General features: G+C 46.5%; 17 protein-coding genes. 15 read left to right on the plus strand and 2 right to left on the minus strand.

What is annotated here, in order from left to right:
• Nucleotides 1–12: 12 nt before the first annotated feature.
• Nucleotides 13–1,626: a glycoside hydrolase family 43 protein gene (locus tag AC50Y5_RS06510; RefSeq protein ID WP_494859297.1), complete on the plus strand. Its 1,614-nt coding sequence runs from the start codon at nucleotides 13–15 to the stop codon at nucleotides 1,624–1,626.
• 118 nt (nucleotides 1,627–1,744) lie between these two features.
• Here AC50Y5_RS06510 and AC50Y5_RS06515 read toward each other — a convergent pair whose 3' ends face one another.
• Nucleotides 1,745–2,314, minus strand: a complete 570-nt coding sequence (locus AC50Y5_RS06515; protein ID WP_200931691.1) for a TetR/AcrR family transcriptional regulator — start codon at nucleotides 2,312–2,314, stop codon at nucleotides 1,745–1,747.
• A gap of 178 nt (nucleotides 2,315–2,492) precedes the next feature.
• Between AC50Y5_RS06515 and AC50Y5_RS06520 the strand changes: the two genes are divergently transcribed.
• The 9 genes from AC50Y5_RS06520 (at nucleotide 2,493) to AC50Y5_RS06560 (ending at nucleotide 11,873) form a co-directional block, all read left to right on the plus strand.
• Nucleotides 2,493–2,936, plus strand: coding sequence for a nuclear transport factor 2 family protein (locus AC50Y5_RS06520; protein WP_494859303.1), 444 nt, complete (start codon nucleotides 2,493–2,495; stop codon nucleotides 2,934–2,936).
• Between the two features lie 77 nt (nucleotides 2,937–3,013).
• On the plus strand, nucleotides 3,014–3,139 hold the full coding sequence (locus tag AC50Y5_RS06525; protein ID WP_494859305.1) for a hypothetical protein: 126 nt from the start codon (nucleotides 3,014–3,016) through the stop codon (nucleotides 3,137–3,139).
• Nucleotides 3,140–3,286: 147 nt separating this feature from the next.
• A complete protein-coding gene (locus tag AC50Y5_RS06530) occupies nucleotides 3,287–3,505 on the plus strand; it encodes a hypothetical protein (protein WP_056042875.1) in 219 nt (72 codons plus the stop codon).
• Between the two features lie 330 nt (nucleotides 3,506–3,835).
• Entirely contained in the window at nucleotides 3,836–5,389 is a 1,554-nt protein-coding gene (locus tag AC50Y5_RS06535) for a dockerin type I domain-containing protein (protein ID WP_494859307.1), read from the plus strand.
• A gap of 20 nt (nucleotides 5,390–5,409) precedes the next feature.
• A complete protein-coding gene (locus AC50Y5_RS06540; protein WP_494859309.1) occupies nucleotides 5,410–8,586 on the plus strand; it encodes an S-layer homology domain-containing protein in 3,177 nt (1,058 codons plus the stop codon).
• Nucleotides 8,587–9,098: 512 nt separating this feature from the next.
• Nucleotides 9,099–9,743 carry an SDR family oxidoreductase gene (locus tag AC50Y5_RS06545; RefSeq protein ID WP_494859311.1) on the plus strand — a complete coding sequence of 215 codons (645 nt, stop codon included), beginning with the start codon at nucleotides 9,099–9,101 and terminating at the stop codon, nucleotides 9,741–9,743.
• Nucleotides 9,744–9,790: 47 nt separating this feature from the next.
• The gene (locus AC50Y5_RS06550) at nucleotides 9,791–10,135 is read left to right on the plus strand and encodes a rhodanese-like domain-containing protein (RefSeq protein ID WP_081419144.1); all 345 of its coding nucleotides are present in this window, start codon (nucleotides 9,791–9,793) and stop codon (nucleotides 10,133–10,135) included.
• Between the two features lie 17 nt (nucleotides 10,136–10,152).
• Complete coding sequence (locus AC50Y5_RS06555) at nucleotides 10,153–11,175, plus strand: NADH:flavin oxidoreductase/NADH oxidase (protein ID WP_494859313.1); 1,023 nt, start codon at nucleotides 10,153–10,155, stop codon at nucleotides 11,173–11,175.
• Between the two features lie 257 nt (nucleotides 11,176–11,432).
• A complete protein-coding gene (locus AC50Y5_RS06560) occupies nucleotides 11,433–11,873 on the plus strand; it encodes a MarR family winged helix-turn-helix transcriptional regulator (RefSeq protein ID WP_056042866.1) in 441 nt (146 codons plus the stop codon).
• A gap of 341 nt (nucleotides 11,874–12,214) precedes the next feature.
• On the opposite strand, the gene AC50Y5_RS06565 is transcribed toward AC50Y5_RS06560, so the two are convergent.
• Nucleotides 12,215–14,221, minus strand: coding sequence for a M6 family metalloprotease domain-containing protein (locus AC50Y5_RS06565; protein WP_494859315.1), 2,007 nt, complete (start codon nucleotides 14,219–14,221; stop codon nucleotides 12,215–12,217).
• Nucleotides 14,222–14,679: 458 nt separating this feature from the next.
• Here AC50Y5_RS06565 and AC50Y5_RS06570 point away from each other — a divergent pair, with 458 nt between their 5' ends.
• From AC50Y5_RS06570 to AC50Y5_RS06590, 5 genes are all read left to right on the plus strand, one after another.
• A complete protein-coding gene (locus tag AC50Y5_RS06570; protein WP_056042862.1) occupies nucleotides 14,680–16,449 on the plus strand; it encodes an extracellular solute-binding protein in 1,770 nt (589 codons plus the stop codon).
• Between the two features lie 98 nt (nucleotides 16,450–16,547).
• A complete protein-coding gene (locus AC50Y5_RS06575; RefSeq protein WP_056043031.1) occupies nucleotides 16,548–17,438 on the plus strand; it encodes an ABC transporter permease in 891 nt (296 codons plus the stop codon).
• 213 nt (nucleotides 17,439–17,651) lie between these two features.
• Nucleotides 17,652–18,530, plus strand: coding sequence for a carbohydrate ABC transporter permease (locus AC50Y5_RS06580; protein WP_056042861.1), 879 nt, complete (start codon nucleotides 17,652–17,654; stop codon nucleotides 18,528–18,530).
• An 80-nt stretch (nucleotides 18,531–18,610) separates the two neighbouring features.
• Complete coding sequence (locus tag AC50Y5_RS06585; protein ID WP_494859318.1) at nucleotides 18,611–20,341, plus strand: sensor histidine kinase; 1,731 nt, start codon at nucleotides 18,611–18,613, stop codon at nucleotides 20,339–20,341.
• 1 nt (nucleotide 20,342) lies between these two features.
• Complete coding sequence (locus AC50Y5_RS06590; protein ID WP_056042856.1) at nucleotides 20,343–21,965, plus strand: response regulator transcription factor; 1,623 nt, start codon at nucleotides 20,343–20,345, stop codon at nucleotides 21,963–21,965.
• The last annotated feature ends 53 nt before the right edge of the window (nucleotides 21,966–22,018 follow it).

Here is a 22,018-nt window from a genome sequence, read left to right on the forward strand (position 1 = left end):
GAGGAAACGAAAATGATGAAGGAACTTATCAAACCGAAATATGGGTTGGAACCTTGGACTGCTGACCTGGGAGACGGGACTTACAGAAACCCTGTTCTGCACGCCGACTATTCTGATCCTGATGTCATTCGGGTAGGTGAAGATTTCTACATGACGGCTTCCAGCTTTGGACATATTCCAGGACTTCCGATTCTGCATTCAAAGGATCTGGTAAATTGGCGTCTTATCAATCATGCCCTGCAGCGTATGCCACTGGAAGGTTACGACAGACCTCAGCATGGGAATGGTGTATGGGCACCGAGCCTCCGGTATCATGACAACCGGTATTGGATTTTTTATGGTGACCCTGATGTAGGTATTTTTATGACGACCGCCGAGGACCCAGCAGGAGAATGGTCGGAGCTGCATCTTGTACACGCCGGCAAAGGCCTCATTGATACTTGCCCTTTCTGGGATGAAGATGGACAAGCCTATTTAATTCATGCATTTGCCAAAAGCCGCAGCGGCCGTAAGCATCGGTTGTGTCTGCGTCCTATGTCCACTGATGGAACAAGACTGTTGGGCGAAGGCCGAATTATCTTCCATGATTCTGAGCGGCATCCCACACTGGAAGGTCCAAAAATGTACAAAAGACAAGGATACTATTATGTGTTTGCTCCTGCAGGTGGTGTGGAGAACGGCTGGCAAGCCGTATTTCGGGCTACCAGCCCTTATGGTCCTTATGAAGAGCGTGTTGTGCTTATTCAGGGAGCATCAAAGGTAAATGGCCCTCATCAGGGGGGATGGGTAGAATTAGAATCCGGGGAATCATGGTTTCTGCATTTTCAGGATAAAGGTGCTTACGGCAGAATTGTGCATATGCAGCCCGTTGCATGGGTCGATGGCTGGCCGATTATGGGGAATGCTGTGGATGGTAATGGTGTGGGAGAACCGCTCGAACGCTACCGTAAACCTGATGTAGGTAGTCAGCATTCGTGTGAAGTTCCGGCCACATCTGATCATTTTGCAGCCTCTACTCTTGGCGTGCAATGGCAGTGGCAGGCCAATCCGTCTGACAACTGGTACTCCCTGTCGGAGCGGCCAGGTTGGCTAAGATTGGTTGCCCAGCCACGACTGAATGCGGAGGATACGTTGTTTCATGCTCCTCATCTGTTGTTACAGAAGTTTCCCGCACCTTCATTCAGAGCCTCTGCTTTGCTGGACATTTCAGCTGCTTCAGATGGAATGGAGACAGGATTAATTGTATTTGGATATCAGTATGCAGCCTTGCGTGTTTGTTGCAGCGAAGCAATGAATAAAAGGAAGTTGCAACTGGTATATGGAAACGAGGATCAGGAAACGGTGATTTGGGAAGCTCCCATTGAAGCAAATCATGTTGTGTTGCGGGCAGACGTCTACCCTGAAGCTCGCTGCTCCTTTGGATATAGTTTAGATGGGGAGCACTTCGAGGCTCTGAACGCACCGTTATTTCAAGCAACAGTCAGCAAGTGGGTAGGAGCTAAAATAGGGGTGTATGCTAAATCGGATGTTGTCAAAGATCAGACGACAAGCGCCATTAAGGAACAGGCATCACCTGGGTGGGCTGAATTTGGCTGGTTTACAGTTAGCGCACTGGACAATGGCTGACAGGCCTATATGTCTGTTAAATCCGATTCCTCGATTCGCATCTGTAACAAGGGCTACTTGCTTATCTTGTAACTTTGGGAAATGAAGTCGTGCCATGAGGAGCATGACTTCAAGATGATTAATTGATGACTTGATTCCGTTTCAACAAACCCCATAACTGATCAGCTACCTCAATAGGAGATTGTGGCATGTTATTGAGAATCCACCATTCCATTACCCCTACAAATGCCGAGCCCATAAATTGAGTCACTAGCTCCTTGCTGTAATTCTGATTATTTCCACCCATATCAATGTGGAGTTTGATGTGACTCGTAACGAGCTCTAGCATCCGTTCACGAAATATAGGTATTCCTTTATTCGCAAGCATAGATGCATAAAATCGATGGTTCTCTGCAAAATAATTCATAACGGGCAAAAAGGAGGATTTTATCAAATCGACAGTCTCCCCGCTTGCATTTGTTTCAGTCGTAACCGAAATCATTTTATTTAGGTTTTCGTCTATGCATTTGTTCAGAAGGTCGTATTTATCATCAAAATGAAAATAAACGGTGCCTCTATTGATATTAGCCCGATCTGCAATATCGTTGATCGTAATGCTTTCAAAGTCCTTCTCAGAGACCAAAGTAATAAAGGATTGAAAAATTGCCTCTTTTGTTCTTGTAATTCTTCTGTCAACTTTACCTTCCAATTGCATAACCTCCCTGAAAAAATACAACAAAACACGATCTTCTGTTGAATATCGAACAAAAACCGAATGATTAACAATTGAACGAATCGATATACCTTATATAATAAGCAATAAGGAAAAGTTGTTCAACAAGTGTTGGATTACTTACTCTAATCTAAATTACCAGGAGGATAACATCATGTCACTAGAAACGCTCCAAGCAAAACTTGAATTAAGAGAACTTGTGGATGCTTATGCAACTTTAACCGATGAGAAAAGAATTTCAGATCAAATGCTATTATTTACACCAGATACCCAGTTTAAAATATATATGAGTGATCAATTGGTGTCTAATGTTTCTGGCACCGCACAACTGGAGGAGGAGTTCAACGGTCACGTTTCACTTGTGAAACGATACTTCTCTCTGAACGGGCAGCATGTTGTAAACGTGGATGGAGATACTGCAACGGGAGTCGTATTTTCTCATATAAAAATGTTGCGTGACGGTGAGGAGGGCACAGAAGTCCTCACTGATTATAGTGTTCAATATCATGATGTATATGTACGTCAAAATGAAAAGTGGCTCATTAAGGAACGCACATCAAAATACATTTTTGTTGATGCAAAGGTTTTACAAAGCTAAGCAAAATATTACCAAAAGACGGGAATACCTTGTTGAATCCCGTCTTTTATTATTCATTTTTTCAAGGAGAGAATGATTTGTCAATGATTTTGATTATTTTGCAAAGTGCTTTAGTCCTTATGTTTCTTATGGCGGGCATTGAGAAAGTTACACTGGTGGACAGAGAGCAGAGGCCGTCGCTAAGGCTAGCGGTAAAGCGTTAGTTTATCTTACATTACCACTTGAGTCACTCCAAAGTCAGCTAATCCATTCGGATTGCCGAGTGAAATGATCCCAAGCGTTGTGAGTATACAGCAAAAAGGTTCTAGTAGGAGAAGCGAAAATGGTGAAAAAGAGAGGAGTGCAAAATTATGATTGTAAATACAACACTTAACTCTGATTTCGAGTTTGATAATGCGATTTTTATGGGTTATTTCGTTATTGTTTTTAATCAGGATAAAATGGTTGGTTGGGGTCTCATTGAAAGCTTCAATGAGCTTGAAGTTCAGGTAAATGGGAAAGCCTACTTGAGGAAACAATCCATTTTCAAACAAACGCCCGTACCGGATGTTTACTATGAGCTTAAGTAAGAACATTTATTAGCTATATTTGATTAGATGTCCCCCGAACATCACTGAGACCATTTGAAAATGGCAGCCACGTATAAAAACGACAAGAATGACTTGACCAACTTTGAAGTGCACCCCTTAGAATAGACATTGGAATAAACCCCTGGTTTATCCAATGAAATTCTAGGGGGTGCATTTTTTATGCCGGCAAGCAGGGTCAAATTGATTATGAACATTAGCATGAGCTGTGCAATATGGACTTTAGAGTTTAAGTGTTTGTTAAGTGCTTGCTGTTACACTATTCGACAAATACCATCATAACTGATGACTTAAGGAGGAGGACAGTTTCAGATGCTAACGAGAAAAACAAACTGGGTGAAGGAATGGAAAAGAAGGTCTGTTGCGGTAATGGTCTTTATTCTATTGGCCGCATTGGCGCTGCCGTCCCGCGAGGCAAATGCAGCGGTTGGTCCCTTGTACCTCAACTCACCGCAAGATATCAAATTCTACACTTACAACGGCATAACGGAGATGTACATCGCCGACACCGGCAATAACCGGGTCATTCGGGCGGATCAGGACGGGCTGGCGAATTTAATTATTCCCGTCAATAATCCGACGGCAGTCGCTGTCGACCAAGGCGGCAATATTTACGTCGCCGAATCGGGCTTGACCGCGGGACTGCATGCGTTTAACCGGGAAGGAGGACTGCTTTCGCTAGTAAAGCATAACGGGCAGGCGATGGACAATCCCATTGATTTGATCACCCCGATGGTCACCGCTGTCCAAAACTATCCGAAGCTTATGAACATCAAAAGTCTTTTCGTTAGACAGAAAATCAACCCGATCAACCAGCAAGTGTACACAGAAGCCAACTTCTATTATGAAAGCTACGGAACAATCAGTTATTTTCCTGCGACATATGGCATGGTTAATACAAAAGCTAGTCTTCGACTGGATCTGAGCGGCTCGGGCCGCGGCAGCTCCGGTCAAGGAGAGCTGGGCTTCGCGCTTCACTTTGACGGTAAACTCTGGGATTCTGGCGGCTACTACGTCGACTTGGAATCTGTCTTTAACACGTTTCCAGGGGATGGCTACTCGACGGGGGAAATCGCGGTCGATTTCATCGGAGAGATGTTTTACGTGGTTATGAACAAGACGAAAATCTATCGTACTTCCTATAACGGCGCTTCCTACTACAATCGCCCAACACTTCAGCCCTGGCTCAACCTGACCGACGATTACGGCATCAGCGAGCCGCATGCCCTTGCCGTCGGTCCGGACAATAAACTGTATGTGACGGATGCGCCTCAAAATCGCATTGTCGTTCTTAATTTGGATGATACCGGCACCTTTAATCGGGTGCTTAGCTTGACCTCCGAGCTGAACGATCCCCCGATCGCCGGCTCTTTCATGAAACGAGGCAAGAAAGGCCATGCGATTGCCTTGAACGGCTCGGATTTCCTGTACCATTATTCCGATCCGAACGGCCATGTGATGAAGGGGATTCGCGTCGTTACGCTGCCGGCTCACGGCACGCTCAGCCTCGCAGGAGTTCCTGTTCAGGCCGAACAAGCGATTACTGAGGCCTCGTTGAACGGCTTGATATTCACGCCCGATGCAGCTTGGGGAGGTACGACCTTCTTCGAATGGCTGGCCATGGATTCTGGCGGAGCGTATTCCGAAACGGCCGGCAAGGTAGAGCTTATCATAGGGCTGAAGGGAGACGCCAACGGGGACGGAGCCGTAACGCCTGCGGACGCGCTGCTCATCACCAAGTATCTAAAAGGGAAAATCACGCTGACGGCAGATCAGCTTGAAGCGCTCGACATGGATGATAACGGTGAAGTGACCGAAGCTGATGCTACCTTGATTATGAATATCTATATGGGCAATGCAACCTAAGAAACCTTGAGGTGAATATATTGAACTACTTTTATGCTAACCGATCTGGATTGCGCGGCAGGTTCAGCGCTTTCCTTGCTTTGTTGCTGGTGTTGGCGCTGCTGCTGCCGGCACTCCCGAAAGCGTCTGCTGCCCCGTCGAACACGCCATCCGTGCGTGTCGGCACGGTGGCCGGAGCGCCGGGTGCTTATATTGATGTGCCGGTTTTCTTCGACTCGAATAGCTCCGATCTGTATGTCTACCGGTCGGACACTACGATTAATTACGATCCGAACGTGCTTGAGCCGGTGGCAGGAGAGGAAGCAGCCGTTAGCGGGCTGGTCAAAGCAATCGATTCCAACGCGATTTTGCTTGTAGACAAAGCAACAACCGGAAGTCTGAAGCTTAAGTTGACGCTTACCGGTTTTATAGAGGACTCCAGCGAGCTGTTCACGCTGCGGTTCAAGATCAAGGAAGGCGTGCCGGCAGGCGACTCCGCCCTTACGGTCGTTCAGGGCCAGCTTTACGAGGACGTCAATCCAGTATCTGCCGATCTCGTGAGCGGGAGGGTGACCGTGTCTCCATCAGGAAATGCGGCCATTGAAATCGGCTCGGCGTCCATCAAGGCAGGGGAGGACGGCATCGTCTCCGTGCCGGTGAAGGCGAAGCTTGATAAGGAGGTTGCCTCCTATGGCATACGGATCAAGTTCGATCCGGACGCGATAAGCTACGATGGGATCGTGGAACAAGGCTTCATGTCGAACTATAACAATACTGACGGCTGGTTGATTGTTTCTTGGCTGGATCTGACGGGCGGAGATAGCCCGATTCCGGCTTCTCAGGATGCTCAGACCCTCTTCACGATCAAGTTCGCAGTTGAAGATGACGCGCCGATCGGCGATCACGCGCTGACTATCGAGACGCCAAATGACGTGCGGGAGCTGACGTTTACCGACGTGCATGCCGTGGAGATGAACAAGACTGTCTCAAACGGCAAAGTTTCCGTCGTCGTTCCGCCCGCAGCTCCGGCATTGGTCACTGCGACTCCGGGTGATGGCAAGATCAGGCTGACTTGGCCGGCCGTGCCGATAGCGGAGACGTATAAAGTATACCTTTATGAGGGAGAAGCTGGGCCTCACGACGTCACCGATTGGGTAGAGATCGCTAGTGGGGTTAGTACCAATGCGTATACTGCAGAGGGACTGGCTAACGGTACATCCTACGTATTTGCGGTTAAGTCGGTCAATCCTTCCGGCGCATCCGGTCTGAGCCCGGCTTCGGAGGCAGTCGCTCCTGTTTCGGTTCCTGGAGCACCGACGAATTTTAACGCCACGCCAGGCAGCGGGACGGCGGTCATCTCCTTTGCGAAGCCGATCAATGCGGTCGGCGAGCCAATTTTGAAGTACCGCGTCGAAGCGCTGCTAGACAACGGCATCGTTTCAGCGAAGGAAGTGCCGGAAAGCGGCGAGGGTTTGTACAGCGCGAGCTTCGATGGCTTGTCTAATGGAAAGACGTACACGATTCGCATCTACGCAGTGAATGTTGCTGGAGATTCGGCGCCGCTCATCGGCACGGTTCGTCCGGTGGCGAAGCCGCTGACTCCAGCTATCCTGTCGGTTGTGCCAGGCAATGGACAAGTACAAGTTACCCTGGGCGCGCCAGCCAATGTGAACGAGGCTCCGGTAGATCGTTATATTGTGACGTCTAATCCTGGCGACATCTCTGTCACAGTTGGCGGAGAGCAATTGTCGGCCGTCATCTCCGGGCTGACGAACGGCACGTCCTATACCTTCAACGCTGTCGCCCAGAATGCTGCGGGGATGTCCGATCCGTCCGCAGCATCACAAGCTGCGATACCGACGGCACCGGTAAGTGGAGGCGGCGGCGGAGCTTCGACTTCGACTTCGACGGAGCAAATTAAAGTCGAAGTCAGCGATGGCAGCGGCAAGGGCGGTGTAGTCGCCAGCACGACTATTGCAAGAACGACCCTTGCAGATGGCAGCAAGAAAGACGAAGTGACATTGACGTGGGCACAGGCGGAGCAGGCGCTTAAGCAATTGAAGGAAGCCGGCTCGTCTACGGCCAGAATCGTCATTCCTGACAAGAAGGACGAAGTATCCGATTTGATTATTAAGCTGCCGGCAGAGGCTGCGAAGCAGTTTGCCGCACAAGGCGTTGATTTGCAAATCTGGACCAACAACGGCGGCATCCTCATCCCAAGCCGCTCCTTGCAAGGCTTGCAGGAGGAAGTGTATTTCCATATCGTACCGATTAAGGCAGCTGTCGAACGCAAGAAGGTAGAAGAGCGCCTCAAAGAGGAGCCAACGCTTCTCCGACTAGCGACGGCGGACGGCTTGCAGCTGATTGGTCGGCCGATGACGATCGAGACGAACATGAGCAGCCGCGAGGTAACCCTTGAGCTGCCGGTAGGGGAGGATTTGCCAAAGGCGGAGCTGGAGAAGCTGGGCGTTTTCATCGAGCATAGCGACGATACGAAGGAATGGGTGAAGGGTGAACAGGTCGGCTACAACGGAACGAACAAGCCGGGCATCCGATTTACCATTACGAAGTTCAGCACCTTTTCCATCGTGAAGTTGAGTGTAGATAGCTCGTCTCATACGGCTTATATTCAAGGATACAGCGACGGTACATTCCGTCCGAATCAAGCAGTTCGGCGTGTGGAGATGGCGGCGCTGCTATCCAGAGCGATGCCGGGTACTACTGCAGGAGCAGCGGATGCTGCTTACTCCGATCTGCCGTCCGCCGTTTGGGCGAAGCAAGCGATTGCGCAAGCGACGGCGCAGGGCTATATGCAGGGCTCCGACGGTCGCTTCATGCCAGACAAGTTGATTACCCGTGCGGAAATGGCAGTGATTGTCGATCGCTTGCTGAAAAACGGAATGGCAGAGGGCGATGCTAAAGCATCGTTCAAGGATATTGACAGCCACTGGGCGGCTGAAGCGATCGGACGAGTAAGCGCAGCTGGCATCATGTCCGGCTCGGGCAACGGTCTGTTCCGTCCGAACGATTCACTGACGCGCGCAGAAGCGGTCGTCATTCTGAACCGCGTGCTGGAGCGCGGTCCACTCACGGGCGAGAAAGCCGCCTGGAAGGATGTTCCAGCAAGTCATTGGGCGTTCGGACACATTCAGGAGGCGTCCACGGATCACCGCTATACCCGGAGCTCGGATGGCGGAGAGCAGTCTCTCGCCAATTAATAAAGCAATCAACTTATCATTTAGTGAAGCTAGTAGCTTTAAATGACTTCTAAGATAAAAAAACAAGACGCGATTGTTTAGCGTCTTGTTTTTTTTATGTACCTAAAAAGGATTAAGATTTGGTTATTTTTAGTTAGCAGGCGCTACGAGATCTTAGTGTGAATTTAGAAATTCGTGAGACTGGATACAAGACAAATAAAACCGAGAGGTAAAAAGTCCAAGGCCAAGCAAATATCAAAGGAACGAGGAAATAAAGAGGAAATGATGAAGCTTATTTTCAATTAATGACTGATTATATTGATGGTATACACGACTTGACATCATTTGTTTTTTACGCTAAATTAAATGCATGCGCATGCTTTTATTCGATGTGGCGTACGGATCATGTTGTTATCTGATCATAGATCGTTTGCGCACAAAAGCGTCCTTTACCCACAATACTCAAGCATTGCTGGTATCCGTAGGGCTATCGCAATAGACTGGCAATATTTCATAACGAGGAGGGTTTGAATATGAAGGTGTTAGTAGTCGGATCGAATGGACAAATTGGACAGCGCCTTATTCAACTGTTGAGAGCAAGCCAAGAGCACACCGTCCGGGCGATGGTGCGAAAAAAAGAACAAGCCGATGCCTATGAGAAGCAGGGCGTCGAAACGGTGCTTGCAGATTTGGAAGGAACGGTCGATTCCATTGCCGCAGCCGCTGAGGGCTGTGACGCCATTGTGTTTACCGCGGGCTCAGGAGGCAAAACAGGTCATGATAAAACACTGTTGATTGACTTAGATGGTGCTGTGAAAACGATTGAAGCGGCTGAAAAAGCAGGCATTGGCAGATTTATTATGATCAGTGCCATTCAGGCGAATAACCGTGAGAACTGGCACACTGAGATTGTTCCGTATTACGCAGCAAAGCATTATGCAGACAGACTGCTGGAAAGCAGCAAGTTGACATACACGATTATACGGCCAGGCGTTCTTTTGAATGAACCGGGTACAGGAAAAGTATTTGCTGCTGAGAATATCACTTCTGGCAGTATTCCTCGTGAAGATGTAGCTCATGCTATTTTGGCCGCATTGGATGAGAAGCATACCTACAAGCGTGCGTTTGACTTAATTGCTGGTGACGATTTAATTGCCGATGCATTGAAAAAAGTCTAAAAAGCAGCTGCAGTATAAATCCGAATGAAATGAGAGAGGGCTTCGGAATGTTCTGGTTGATTTTTTTAGCCGTTATAATCGCAATGTTCGTTGTTATACGTCAGTTATGGCCCTTGCCAAACCTTAAACATATCGATTATCAAGATTTTATGAAACGGCGGGATGAATTTCGTGAATATAAAGTAATTGATATCCGAGATTCTCTCGAGTATTTGGCTGATCCTACAGCTGGGACGATCAATATCTCGCTAGGCCGCCTTCCTTACGTATGGAAAAAGCATCTTATCCGTGAGGATAATGTCATCATATTGTCTACTAGGGCATTTAAATCAAAAAAAGCTGCGCGAATTTTGCGAAAGCGCGGATTTGAATTTCTCTATGTAGTTAAATAAAGAGAGGAGTCTTTCTCATGAAAGATTTATTTAGTCCGTATACATTTAAAGGTTTGGAATTGAAAAATCGCATCGTAATGCCGCCAATGTGTCAGTACTCGGTTGGTAAAAAAGATGGTATCGCTACAGATTGGCATTACATGCACTATGTTAGCCGTGCAGTAGGCGGAGCTGGTTTTATTATGCTTGAAATGACGGATGTAGAGCCGGATGGGCGTATTTCCGATTTTGATCTAGGGTTATGGTCTGACGAGCAGATTCCGGCGCTGAAACGAATCGTAGATGCATGCCATAGTTACGGTGCCAAAGTCGGGATTCAGATTGCCCACGCTGGACGCAAGGCAGAAGATGCCGAAGTTCCTGTGGCGCCATCTGCGATTGCGTTTGATGAAAATTCAAAACAGCCGCGCGCGCTTGCAACCGAAGAGGTTAAAGGATTGGTAGAGAAATTCCGGGCTGCTGTTGCTCGCGCGGTGAAGGCGGGTTTCGATACGATTGAGCTTCATGGGGCACATGGCTATTTGATTCATCAGTTCCACTCGCCACTTACGAACAAACGGGATGATGAATATGGCAAAGACCTTAACCGCTTTGGTCGGGAAATTATTCAGGCGGCGAAGGCCGAGATGCCAGAAGATATGCCGCTCATAATGCGTATTTCAGCCAAGGAATACGTGGAGGGCGGATACGGTATTCAGGAAAGCATTGCGTTTGCCAAGGAATATCAAATAGCAGGGGTGGACATGTTTGATATTTCATCCGGTGGTGAGGGTCCAATTGCTGCATGGGGCAGACCGGGAACTCATGCTGCTTATCAAGTGCCATTGGCTAGAGATATTAAACAAGCTCTTGATATTCCAGTGATCGCTGTAGGAAGACTCGATGATCCAACGTTGGCTAACGCCGTCATTGGCAATGAAGATGCTGATTTAGTTGCTGTTGGCAGAGGAATGCTGAGAAACCCTTATTGGGCATTGGAAGCCGCATCAAAGCTGGGCAAAGAAACCGATATCCCTAAACAGTATTCTTCTGGATTCTAAGAACTGAACGAATAGAAGAAAAATGACGACAGCTCTAGCTTGAACGTACAATGTGCGTTATCGGTTTGTCATTTCCCACCCTCTATAGATAGTAAAATGCATAGTGACAACTTATATCCCCAGCATATAAAGCTATAAAATGAAGGCTCTGGTACGGATACAAGGTTAAGGTTATAATAACGATATGCCGCTGAACAAATGTTCAAGTTGATCGGCCTATGGACTAAATACTATGAAATAGAACAGGTGAAAACTTGATGAATACCAACACCGATAACAAACTTTTAGATAATTGGCTGAGTTTTAGTGACATTCAGGCAAAGATTAATAATAAGCTGGAGAGTGCTTTAGAGGAGAAATACAGCTTGTCCTTAAAGGAATTTTATGTCCTGTATTTTCTGTCTCAAACAAGCGATAAACAGCTGAGATTGCAGCAATTGCAAGACATGGTCGGTTTGAGTCAAAGTGCCATATCCAGATTGGTAGTTAGAATGGAAGCCAAAAATTGCGGCGCTTTACAACGTCATGTTTGTGAAGATGATCGAAGAGGCGTTTATACTTGTTTAACAGAGCTTGGCGAGTCTAAACTCCAAAGAGCTTTGCTGACTTTTAATGAAATCATTCAAACGGCCTGTCTGGCAGACGAATTTCAAAAAGAACTTCACACTTTGATTCAGCAACGCCCAACAAATGATTAAACCATTTTAATGCGTGCAGCCCGAACAATTTCTATAAGGGGGGAAGGTTCTGGAGAAATCACATAAAGGCCGCCACATGGTATTTTTTTGCCGATAAGGGCGGAACTTCCGGCAGTCTCTGGAGCCAAAAATGGAAGCGGTTCGGTTGGTAAACGAGAGCCTGAAAAATCTATTAAATCAAAGAGGCCAACCTATTAGTTTTGTATAATAGGTTGGCCTCTTGTGCGCTTGGTAGCTCAACTGGCTAAAGAGAGAAAGTCTCTAGTGTGCCATAAGGTGGCGGAAGAAATTCAAAAATCGTATTAAGATGCCCGGTACTTCGAATTTTGAGGGCTGATACATTATTGCGTCACTCCAAATACATTAAGTTCAGCCGCACTTGTCCATTGGTTATTGTTTACCTCGCTTAAGGCACGCAGTCTAATATATCGACCCGTCTTGGCTGCAAAGCTGACTTCTTTCAAAGTGGTATCATTTGTAAAGGCACCTGAGGCTACAGATGTTCCCCAGTTTACCCCATCAGTGCTGACGTAGAACTCATAGTCCTTGATCGTTCCGTTCACTTGGCCATCTTGTCTTGGCAGATAGCTGAATTTGGAGAGAGTATAGGATGCACCCAGATCAATTTGAATCTCGTGCGGCATTGGAGCTACTGGGGACCATTTCGTGTGCCATAACGTGCTGTTGTTTCCATCAAAGGCTTTCAGGGCTTCATTGTACAATTCATCGCTGTCTACATATTTTAGCGTCCAATTCGTTTGCGGAATCAGATTGGCTCCTCCTACTGTTACTGTCGTATTCATAGCGGAATTACTTGTACTTGTCGTCGTAATTGTAACTCCTGAATTATTTCCAGTGTAGGTATTACTGTTTGGATTGGTGCCTGGACCAAAGGAAGCAGCATGATTATTATTCGTATAATAGAACGAGTCCTGGTATTCGCTGACGGATTGCTCAATATCGATGAAAGGGTGAGGATCATTTTGGATATTATTCATGGATTCATCAATATGCCAAATCGCGATGCCGCCAGAAACGGTTGGCAAGCTTGCATCATATCCAACTTTTTGGCGATTCTCAACTAAAAAATAGGAATTATCCGCTAAAGGAATCTTTATAACATTATAGTTATTAAGGATGCTATGCAGAGTTACATTGTTTGTTGTATTTACTACAACAGGTGTTACAAATCCTAATTTTACTTTTGACCAGGCATCCATATGAGTGGGTGTAGCTCCGTAATCTTCTCCTTGAAGACTATTCCAGGACCCAGTAGCCATTATACTTAGATCACCCACATGATTATTAGAACCATAGAGATCTGGAAGACCAAAGGAATGGCCTAATTCATGAGCAAGGAGACCAATCGTTGCCATATGACCATATTGTTTTTCGCCCTGTGCCGTATACATACCTGATACTGTAACACCATCGTGATTGGTGTCGGGAGCAAACGACTGATGTGCCCAAACATTTGGTGCTGGACCACCACTAGCCTCTTCATTACCAGCAAGAATAGTTACAATGTAGAAACCATCTTTAGAATCGATGACCTGATCATTATTGGTATCGAAACTAGCATAATTCACCGCAAGATCAGCTTTAGTCAGTGCATCTGTTATAACTGTTCCCATGCTTTTTCCCGATGTATCCGGATGATCGTAGTCTAGTTTTACCTTTACTACCCCATCATTTTGCGTGCCATATAATTCGGACGCTGGAGTGAGCTGCACTTTTCCATTACTCACTTCATTATAGTAATCTTTAATTGACTTTTGATTTGCTGAAAAGAATTTGTTGCTCCAATCGTTGTCGCTATATGCGATATCAATATTTGTAAACTCAATTAACAAAACTAGTAATTTTTTGGTTCCTGAAACTGAAGTGACAGTTCCATCAATATTTTGTAGTGATCCCGTAAACTCTTTCGATTCTGAACGTTCAAGAGAAGATGAGGATTCCTTTTGCAGCTCATTTATCAGCTCCTGTTTTTTCTGAGCTTGAGGATTGTATTTGTTTACCCATGTAATTAAATTGTTCTCATTTACCGCTTTTGCAGGCTTCATGTCAATTTTATATTTTTTTTCCGTCGATTTCAGATCGTCTGATGTAAGTTCAGCGTAATTCCAATACCCCTTCTGATCTTGTAAAAGTACGTCGCCATCGTTTGTACTTGCCCAATGGAACCATTCATCTCCATGCATCGTAGCTTGAAACGACTCGCCTGACGGTTGCTCTATTTCGACAACTCCGTCGTATGCAGGTGCGGCAAAAACGTTCGTATGAAAGTACAAAACACAAATCAAAGAAAAAACAGACGTGAACAGGAATTTAAAACTACTTTTCATAAATATTCCTCCTTTAGAATTTTCTTGATAATGATAGAATCATTTTCTCTATAGATTCATGAAGATCGCCCCCTTTTCAATAATGAGGAATAATCTGTTGATAACCGCACCAGATTCATAGATAGAATGAATCGACAGATACATCTATACGGAAGTACCAGAATACTCTCAATCACAATATAAGTAAATTTTGACAGTATGTCTAGTTTTTTCTATTTACTATTTTTATATAATCACCTTAATCTGGGGTAAATGAATAGCCGGATTCCTATTAGATTCCATCAAAGAAAGTCTAAGCGGAAAGCCGAATGTACGATTTTTGATATGATGTTAAAAACGGAATATATAAACAGCTGCACTATGACCCTATAATTAGCTATGAGACTGCGACGAAATAAAGGACCGCTAAACTCCTCGCAGCTCCTATGTACCATCAATATATAGAAATGGGGTAAAACATGGGTCATTATGTTAAGTTTGCAAAGTTGTTAGCGCTTTCTATTGCGATCGGAGTATTGCCGACTTTAGCCGCATGTTCGAGCAATAATAATCAAGAGCCGTCTGGCAGCCCGGCAAGCACAGCTGAAAGCGCTTCGGCTGGGGCGGGTACGTGGGAACAGAAGTTTGACCCACCGGTTACGATTACGACTGCCATTGTCGATGATGGCGCTTCGAGGGGCAATGCGTTCAAGCCTGGCGAGTCGATGGAAGACAACATGAATCTTCGCTGGATGAAAGAAAATATGGGCATCAACGTGAAATTCGATTTTATTGTAACGAAACCGGAAGATTACGATACGAAGCTTCGCCTCCTGCTTTCCAGTGGCGCCAAGCTTCCTGATGCTTTCAGAGCCCAGGGGGAGCCGCTTCAAAGCTTGCTTGCAGCTAATAAACTAATGTCTCTGGACGAAGCTATAGAGAAATATGCGCATCCAGGCTATAAGGAATTATTGAAAAATTATGGATACACACTAGGTGAAGTCAAAAAAGACGGCAAAATTTATGGTTTGCCATCCTTCTTCATGGGTGATGAAGGCACCGTTATGTGGATTCGCAAAGACTGGCTTGATAATCTAGGTCTTCAGCCGCCTAAGACGCTGGCCGAGTTCGAAAACGTGCTCAAGCAATTTACGGAAAATGACCCCGATAAAAACGGAAAGAACGATACGATCGGTCTGGCCGTTCCGCTTAAAGAAGGACCGTGGACTTGGATGGGGCAGACGGACGCCATTGTTGCAGCCCTTACCACCCAAATGATCAATACCTCTGACATCCGCAGTTTCTGGAACAAGGGGGAAGATGGCAAGCTGACCTATGGCGCGATTAATCCAGACGCCAAATTGTATTTGCAGACGATGAAAGATTGGATGAGCAAAGGTTATATGGACAAAGAAGCTGGAATCAAGGATCCGTCAAAATCCTCCGAATTGGTTGCCAGCGGCAAAGCCGGCATTATGTTCGGTCCGGCCTGGATGGGTGACTGGCCGCTGAGCGACGCGACCAAGAACGATCCAAAAGCCGACTTTGAGCCATATCCGCTTCCAGCTGGTCCGGATGGCTTGGTAGGTCGTGCGGAGAAAATGTTGGTTTCGGGCTTCACCGTATTTAATAAAGACTTCAAGGATATCGAAGTATGGTTCGCTTATTTCAACAAAATGTTCGCGAAGCAATTGGAGCAAGAAGGCGATCCGTTCTTCGATCCACGTTGGAAAGACGGTTACTATGAAGGATACGATTATGTGAAATACAACGGCAAGCTCATCAAGGGCGATTACGAAGCAGCGGGCGTTCCGGCAGACCAATGGCCGCTTAAAGACGGAAGAAGTATGGATATGAGATTCATGATGACGAATATTCTCGGCTCAAGCGTGACGATTCCTTACTCCAACGAGGCTCCAGTCAAGAAGTTTTTGGCCGACCCTAACGCTGAGCCCGTAAGCTCCAAAGAATTTGACGTTAAACAAATGAAGAAGAAACAAATCGATGGTCAGGGCGTCCGTATTAACCAAGGCATCACGGAGGGGAAAAACTATTTTACCGGCCCAATGACGCCAACGATGAAATCCAAAGGCGAATTGCTGAAGAAGCTTGCTACTGAAAGCTACCTCAAAATTATTTATGGCGATCAACCGATCGAATATTTCGATGAATTCGTCAAAGAATGGCTGGATAATGGCGGCCAGAAAATTACGGATGAAGTTAACGCGTGGTATGCGGAAAACCAGTAACGCGCGCTGACAACAGGAATGGAGGACGGAGGAGAGGGCAGCATTTGCTGCCGGTCTCCTTTCCGTTTTTCCGATGAAAGGATGGGTACGAAGTGGCAATGTACTGGAGAAAAACATGGCCGTTCCACATGCTATTGTTGCCGGCCTTAATATTATGCATCGTGTTTCAATATATCCCGTTGTTTGGAGTTGTCATTGCCTTCCAAGATTATCAACCATGGCTTGGCATCAAGGGGTCGACTTGGGTGGGCTTGGATCATTTCCGGTATCTGTTCACGTATCCGGACGGCAAGCAGGTCATATGGAATACGTTAATTATCGCCGCATTTAAGGTAATTATGAATTTATTCATTCCCATTGTATTCGCTCTGCTGCTCAATGAAGTCAGGAAGATTTTTTTTAAGAGAGTCGTGCAGACGCTTGTGTATTTGCCGCACTTTTTGTCATGGGTCATCTTGGGTGGCATTATGCTCGATATTTTATCGACGGAGGGCGGAATCGTCAATCGCGTCCTTAATTCGTTCGGCATAGACAGCATCTTTTTCTTAGGCAACGGCCCATGGTTCCGGTTTACGGTCATCCTTAGCGACGTGTGGAAGGAATTTGGTTTCTCTGCCATTATTTTCTTAGCTACCCTAATAGGCATCAATCCGGCTTTATACGAAGCGGCCGAAATCGACGGGGCTACCCGTTGGCAGCAAGTCAAATCCATATCCATTCCGCTCATTTTGCCAATCGTAATCGTGGTAGCGACGCTATCGCTCGGCCGGATTTTGGATGCCGGCTTCGATCAAATTTTGAACTTGTACAATCCGCTCGTGTATTCGCACGGAGATATCATTGATACATTCGTATACCGGGAAGGACTGAACAACGGACAATTCAGCTTCGGAACGGCGGTTGGACTATTCAAGTCTTTAATCGGCTTCATTTTAATCGTCATCAGCTACAGATTGGCATATAAACTAGCTAACTACCGGATTTTTTAAAATATAAGAATTTATAAGCTTCACACTTATAAATAGACTTATATTTCATCGCGAAACGGTTGCTTTGCCGCCAAAGGACAGCTTCAGCCGTTTACGCTTGAAATATAAGAATTTATAAGCCTCACACTTATAAATAGACTTATATTTCATCGCGAAACGGTTGCTTTGCCGCCAAAGGACGGCTTCAGCCGTTTACGCTTGAGGAGGTCGACCATGCACTACCGCTCTAGAGGCTACACCGTATTTACGATACTGAACACCGTCTTTCTTTGCCTGCTGGCGCTCATTTGCATTCTTCCTCTTGTCCATGTGCTTGCGGTATCCTTCAGCTCACGGGCTGCGGCAACAGCGAATATCGTCAATTTTTGGCCGGTCGGCTTTACGACTGACGCCTATGTCAAAACGCTAGCCAACGGGAAATTTCTTAAAGCCATGTGGATTGGCGTAGAGCGGACCGTGTTAGGCACGATCCTTTCAATGGTTGTGGTCACGATGGCTTCCTACAGCTTATCGAAGTCCAGCTACAAATTCCCGGGGCGTCAAATTTACATCTGGATTTTCGTGTTCACGATGCTGTTCTCGGGTGGTCTGATTCCCTCGTATATATTGGTCAGCAAGCTGCATCTGATCGATACCATTTGGGCGTTGATCTTGCCTTCGGCTGTCAGCGTGTGGAATATGATTTTGATGCTCAATTTCTTCCGGACGATTCCTCAGGAGCTGGAAGAGGCTGCCCATATCGATGGAGCTGGTCATTTGAGAGTGCTTTGGAGCGTTTATTTGCCCGTATCGATGCCGTCCATTGCGACATTATCTTTATTTTCAATGGTATCTCATTGGAATTCATGGTTTGACGGCGTAATCTATATGACCAATCCGGATGGGTATCCGCTCGCCACTTATTTGCATTCCATGATTGTTAGTGACAATATGTCACGGATTGGTGTAACATCGGAAAGTATAGCCAATTTCTCCAACCGTACGGTTAAAACAGCACAAATTTTTATCGGCGCGTTGCCGATTTTACTCGTGTATCCATTTTTGCAAAAGTATTTTGTTAAAGGAATTGTGCTTGGCTCGGTGAAATCCTAGGGTAATTCTAGCAGGCCGAGAAGATGCAACTGAATTGGAGGAGACCTATGTTATACAGCAGAAGCGTTATGGGAGGCAGAATGAATATATTCACGAAAGTCATGATCGTGATCGTTCTCATGCTCATCCCTGTCGTTATGATGTATAATTCGTCGAATAAGATTAGTACCGGCGTTGTTGAGCAGGAGCTGCTTCAAGTCAACATGAATCGGATTCGTTTTTTTGTGGAGCAGATGGACGTTGAAGCAGACCGTTTATGGAGAGCGGCCTTCGTCGTTGCATCCGACCCGGATGCGCTGCAGCTGCAGCTGCGTTCTTCTTCCGAACCTTCCTATTCCATGCTGGCATCGAAGACGCTTCTGCTGCAGAAGCTGGATATGCAGTCTACCACTTTCCAATGGGTAAATGATTTCACCGTATATTCCCCGGTTTCGGACGTAATGGTTTCTACGAATTATTTGCAGCAGCACGATGCGGATTACTTCAGAAATTCGAGCCAGCAGCGCTGGGATTATCGCATGATTGTTACGGAGCGTGGACCGGAAAACGCATTTGTGCGGGATTTAATAACTCCTTTCGAATCGAACGCCAAGCCAGAAAATCCGAATTTGTATGTCGAAGTCTCGTTCTCGTCGGAAAATCTAGTCAAAATGCTGGATCGTTTTAAGCAAGGCAGCGTCGGAGAGCCGTTTCTCTATTGTCCGGGCTTCGAGCCGATTATGCCGCGGGAGTCGGAGCCCGATCTGATCAATGCCATGGCCAAGCAATTTGATAAAATCAAAGCACAGAACCCGACCGAAGGGTCGGTCAAATTGACTTTTCGCAATGAACCGTATCTTGTCAATTATGTGGCATCCGCCTCGTTGGGATGGTATTTAATCGATTTCCAACCGATGCAAAAAGTGCTGGAGCCCATTGATCATAGCAAGAAAATGTTTTATGCCGCAGGCTTGCTTTTGCTGGTTCTTGGTGTTGCCGCCGCAGCGCTTTTGTATCGCAACGTGCAGAAGCCGATCTATGATTTAATTCGGGCAGTGAAGTCGCTCCGGCGGGGCGAATACGGTCATCGGGTCAAGCATATATCGAACAATGAGTTTTATTATTTGATCGAGCAGTTTAACCTGATGTCCCACGATATTCAGACGCTAATCGATAAAGTGTACACGGAACAGCTTCAGGCTAAAGAGTCGTCCCTCAAGCATTTGCAGGCGCAAATCAATCCGCATTTTCTGTATAACAACTTCGCATATATCCAAAGCATGGCGCAGCTTGAACGGACGAAAGCGATTGTCGCCTTCACCCAGCACTTGAGCCAGTATTACCGTTATACGACCAGGACGGAGCAGCAATTGACTTCTTTGGCCGAAGAGATGGAATTGATTCGCAATTACTTGGAAATCCACCGGATGCAGTCCGAGCGCCTGCAATTTCATGAACAGATTGAATTAGGCATGTTTTCTTTGCTTATGCCCCGCTTGCTGTTTCAGCCGCTTGTCGAAAATGCGATCGTGCATGGAATGGAAGGCAAGAGGGGAAAATTTGAAATCGTCATAACCGGCAAGCAGACCGAGGAAGGCTGGGAACTCATCGTAGAAGACAACGGCGTCGGAATGCAGCAAGCTGAATTGAATGCTTTAAGGCATTCCTTGCAGTTGAAATCAAGCGCGGATCACAGCCTTGGGCTAAGGAACGTTCATCAACGTCTAAGGCATTACTTCGGACAATCCTCGGGGCTTTTGCTCGACCATTCCTCTTTAGGTGGGCTTCGCGTGGGATTGATGATTAAGAACGGAGGCGATTCCGATATTTGAAGTGCTGATCGTAGACGATATTCCCTCCCAGGTTGACAGCATAGCCGCTACCATTCCAAAGGATGAACTTAGAATCAGGCATATTCATAAAGCCCATACGGGTGAGGAGGCTTTAAAGCTTTATCGGGAACAAAACATACATATCATCATTACGGATATACGGATGCCTGAGATGAACGGAATTGAATTCATTCGAGAAATACGTAAAATGGGACGCAAAGTCAAAATTATCGTTATTTCGGGGTATGCCGATTTCGAATATGCGCAAGGTGTTGTACCGTATAATACGTCTGGCTACTTAATGAAGCCGGTAAATCCCGAACAGCTTCGGGAGATGCTGGGCAAATTATCCGAAGAAATTACCGGCGAGATGAGGCAGCAACAGCAGCAGCAGCGCGACGTATACGCCTTCAGAGAAAATTTGCCTACGTTGCGCAACGAGCTGTTGAATCGTTTGCTGCACGATAACGGCATCCCGTTCGCGGAACTGGAACGAAAGCTTTTCCTATTGGACTTGCCTTTCACCTTGGGTCAGGAAGTAGGCTTGTTCATCGTAAGGCTGGAGGGCAGGCTGCAAGAATATGAAAGCATGGATAGAGGGCTTATTGAATATGCGGTCACGAATATGGCGGAAGAATTGTTTAGGGACGTCTTTCACTTGTGGTTCTGCCGTGATCATAATGAATATCTCGTCTTTGTCGTTTCGGCCAAAGGGGAAGCCAGTGCGAACGGGCAGGCTCAACAAGCTATGACAATCGATCGGATTACGATGGACGTCCGGGTGGCTGCGCTGAAGAAAAAGGCGGAGTCCCTCTTGAATGGCCATGTGTCCATCGCGCTAGCCGTGAACGGGGTATCTTTTCCCGAAGGCCTTCCCGGCCTGTACCGCTCCGTAATTGATGGCATGAGGCGGATAGAAGAAGGGCGGCAAAGCCTATTTTTGCGGATCACGGGCCTACTCGATCAGGTTCGAATTGGAACGCTGACATCGCTATATCGCCCTCCTCTCCTCATTCATTTGCTCGATACGGGGAACTGGCTGCATGCGGAGGAAAAGCTAATCGAAATATTCAAGGAACTGAAAAGCGTAGATTATCCCCCCGAGTATGCCAATGAAGCGTATTTCGCCATTGCTAACGCCTACCAGTATATGGCGCACAAGAAAGGAAAGCTGCTAAGCGAGTTCGGGGCATCCTCCTTCGGTCTCATGCCAACTGCTCCTTCTCTTAAGCAGTTGGAGAAGTGGGCATTTTTCATATTCCGCTGCCTTAAAGAACAATTGGAAGATTCATGCGTCAAGCAGACCGGATTAGTGGACAAAGTCCATAAATTCATCGAGCAAAACATGAACGACAATTTATCGCTGCAGACGCTTGCGGCGCAAATCGGTCTTCATCCCGCCTATTTGTCGAGAGCGTACCGGGCAGAAACAGGAAACAATTTGAGCGAATATATTTTGCGATACCGGATGGAATTGGCCGCGTATTTGCTGCGCAGCAGCGACAAGAAAATTTATGAAATCGCCCGAATCATTGGGTATCAGGCCGTGCCGCATTTCATTAAGCTGTTCAGGACGTTTTCGAACATGACTCCCCAGGAATATCGCGATCGAACGGGGGGGTAGCCCGGTTTTGGGTAAAAACACCTCGGTTTGGACAATCGGAATTCGTCGTTCCA

This window comes from Paenibacillus sp. JT22N7 (assembly GCF_059383875.1).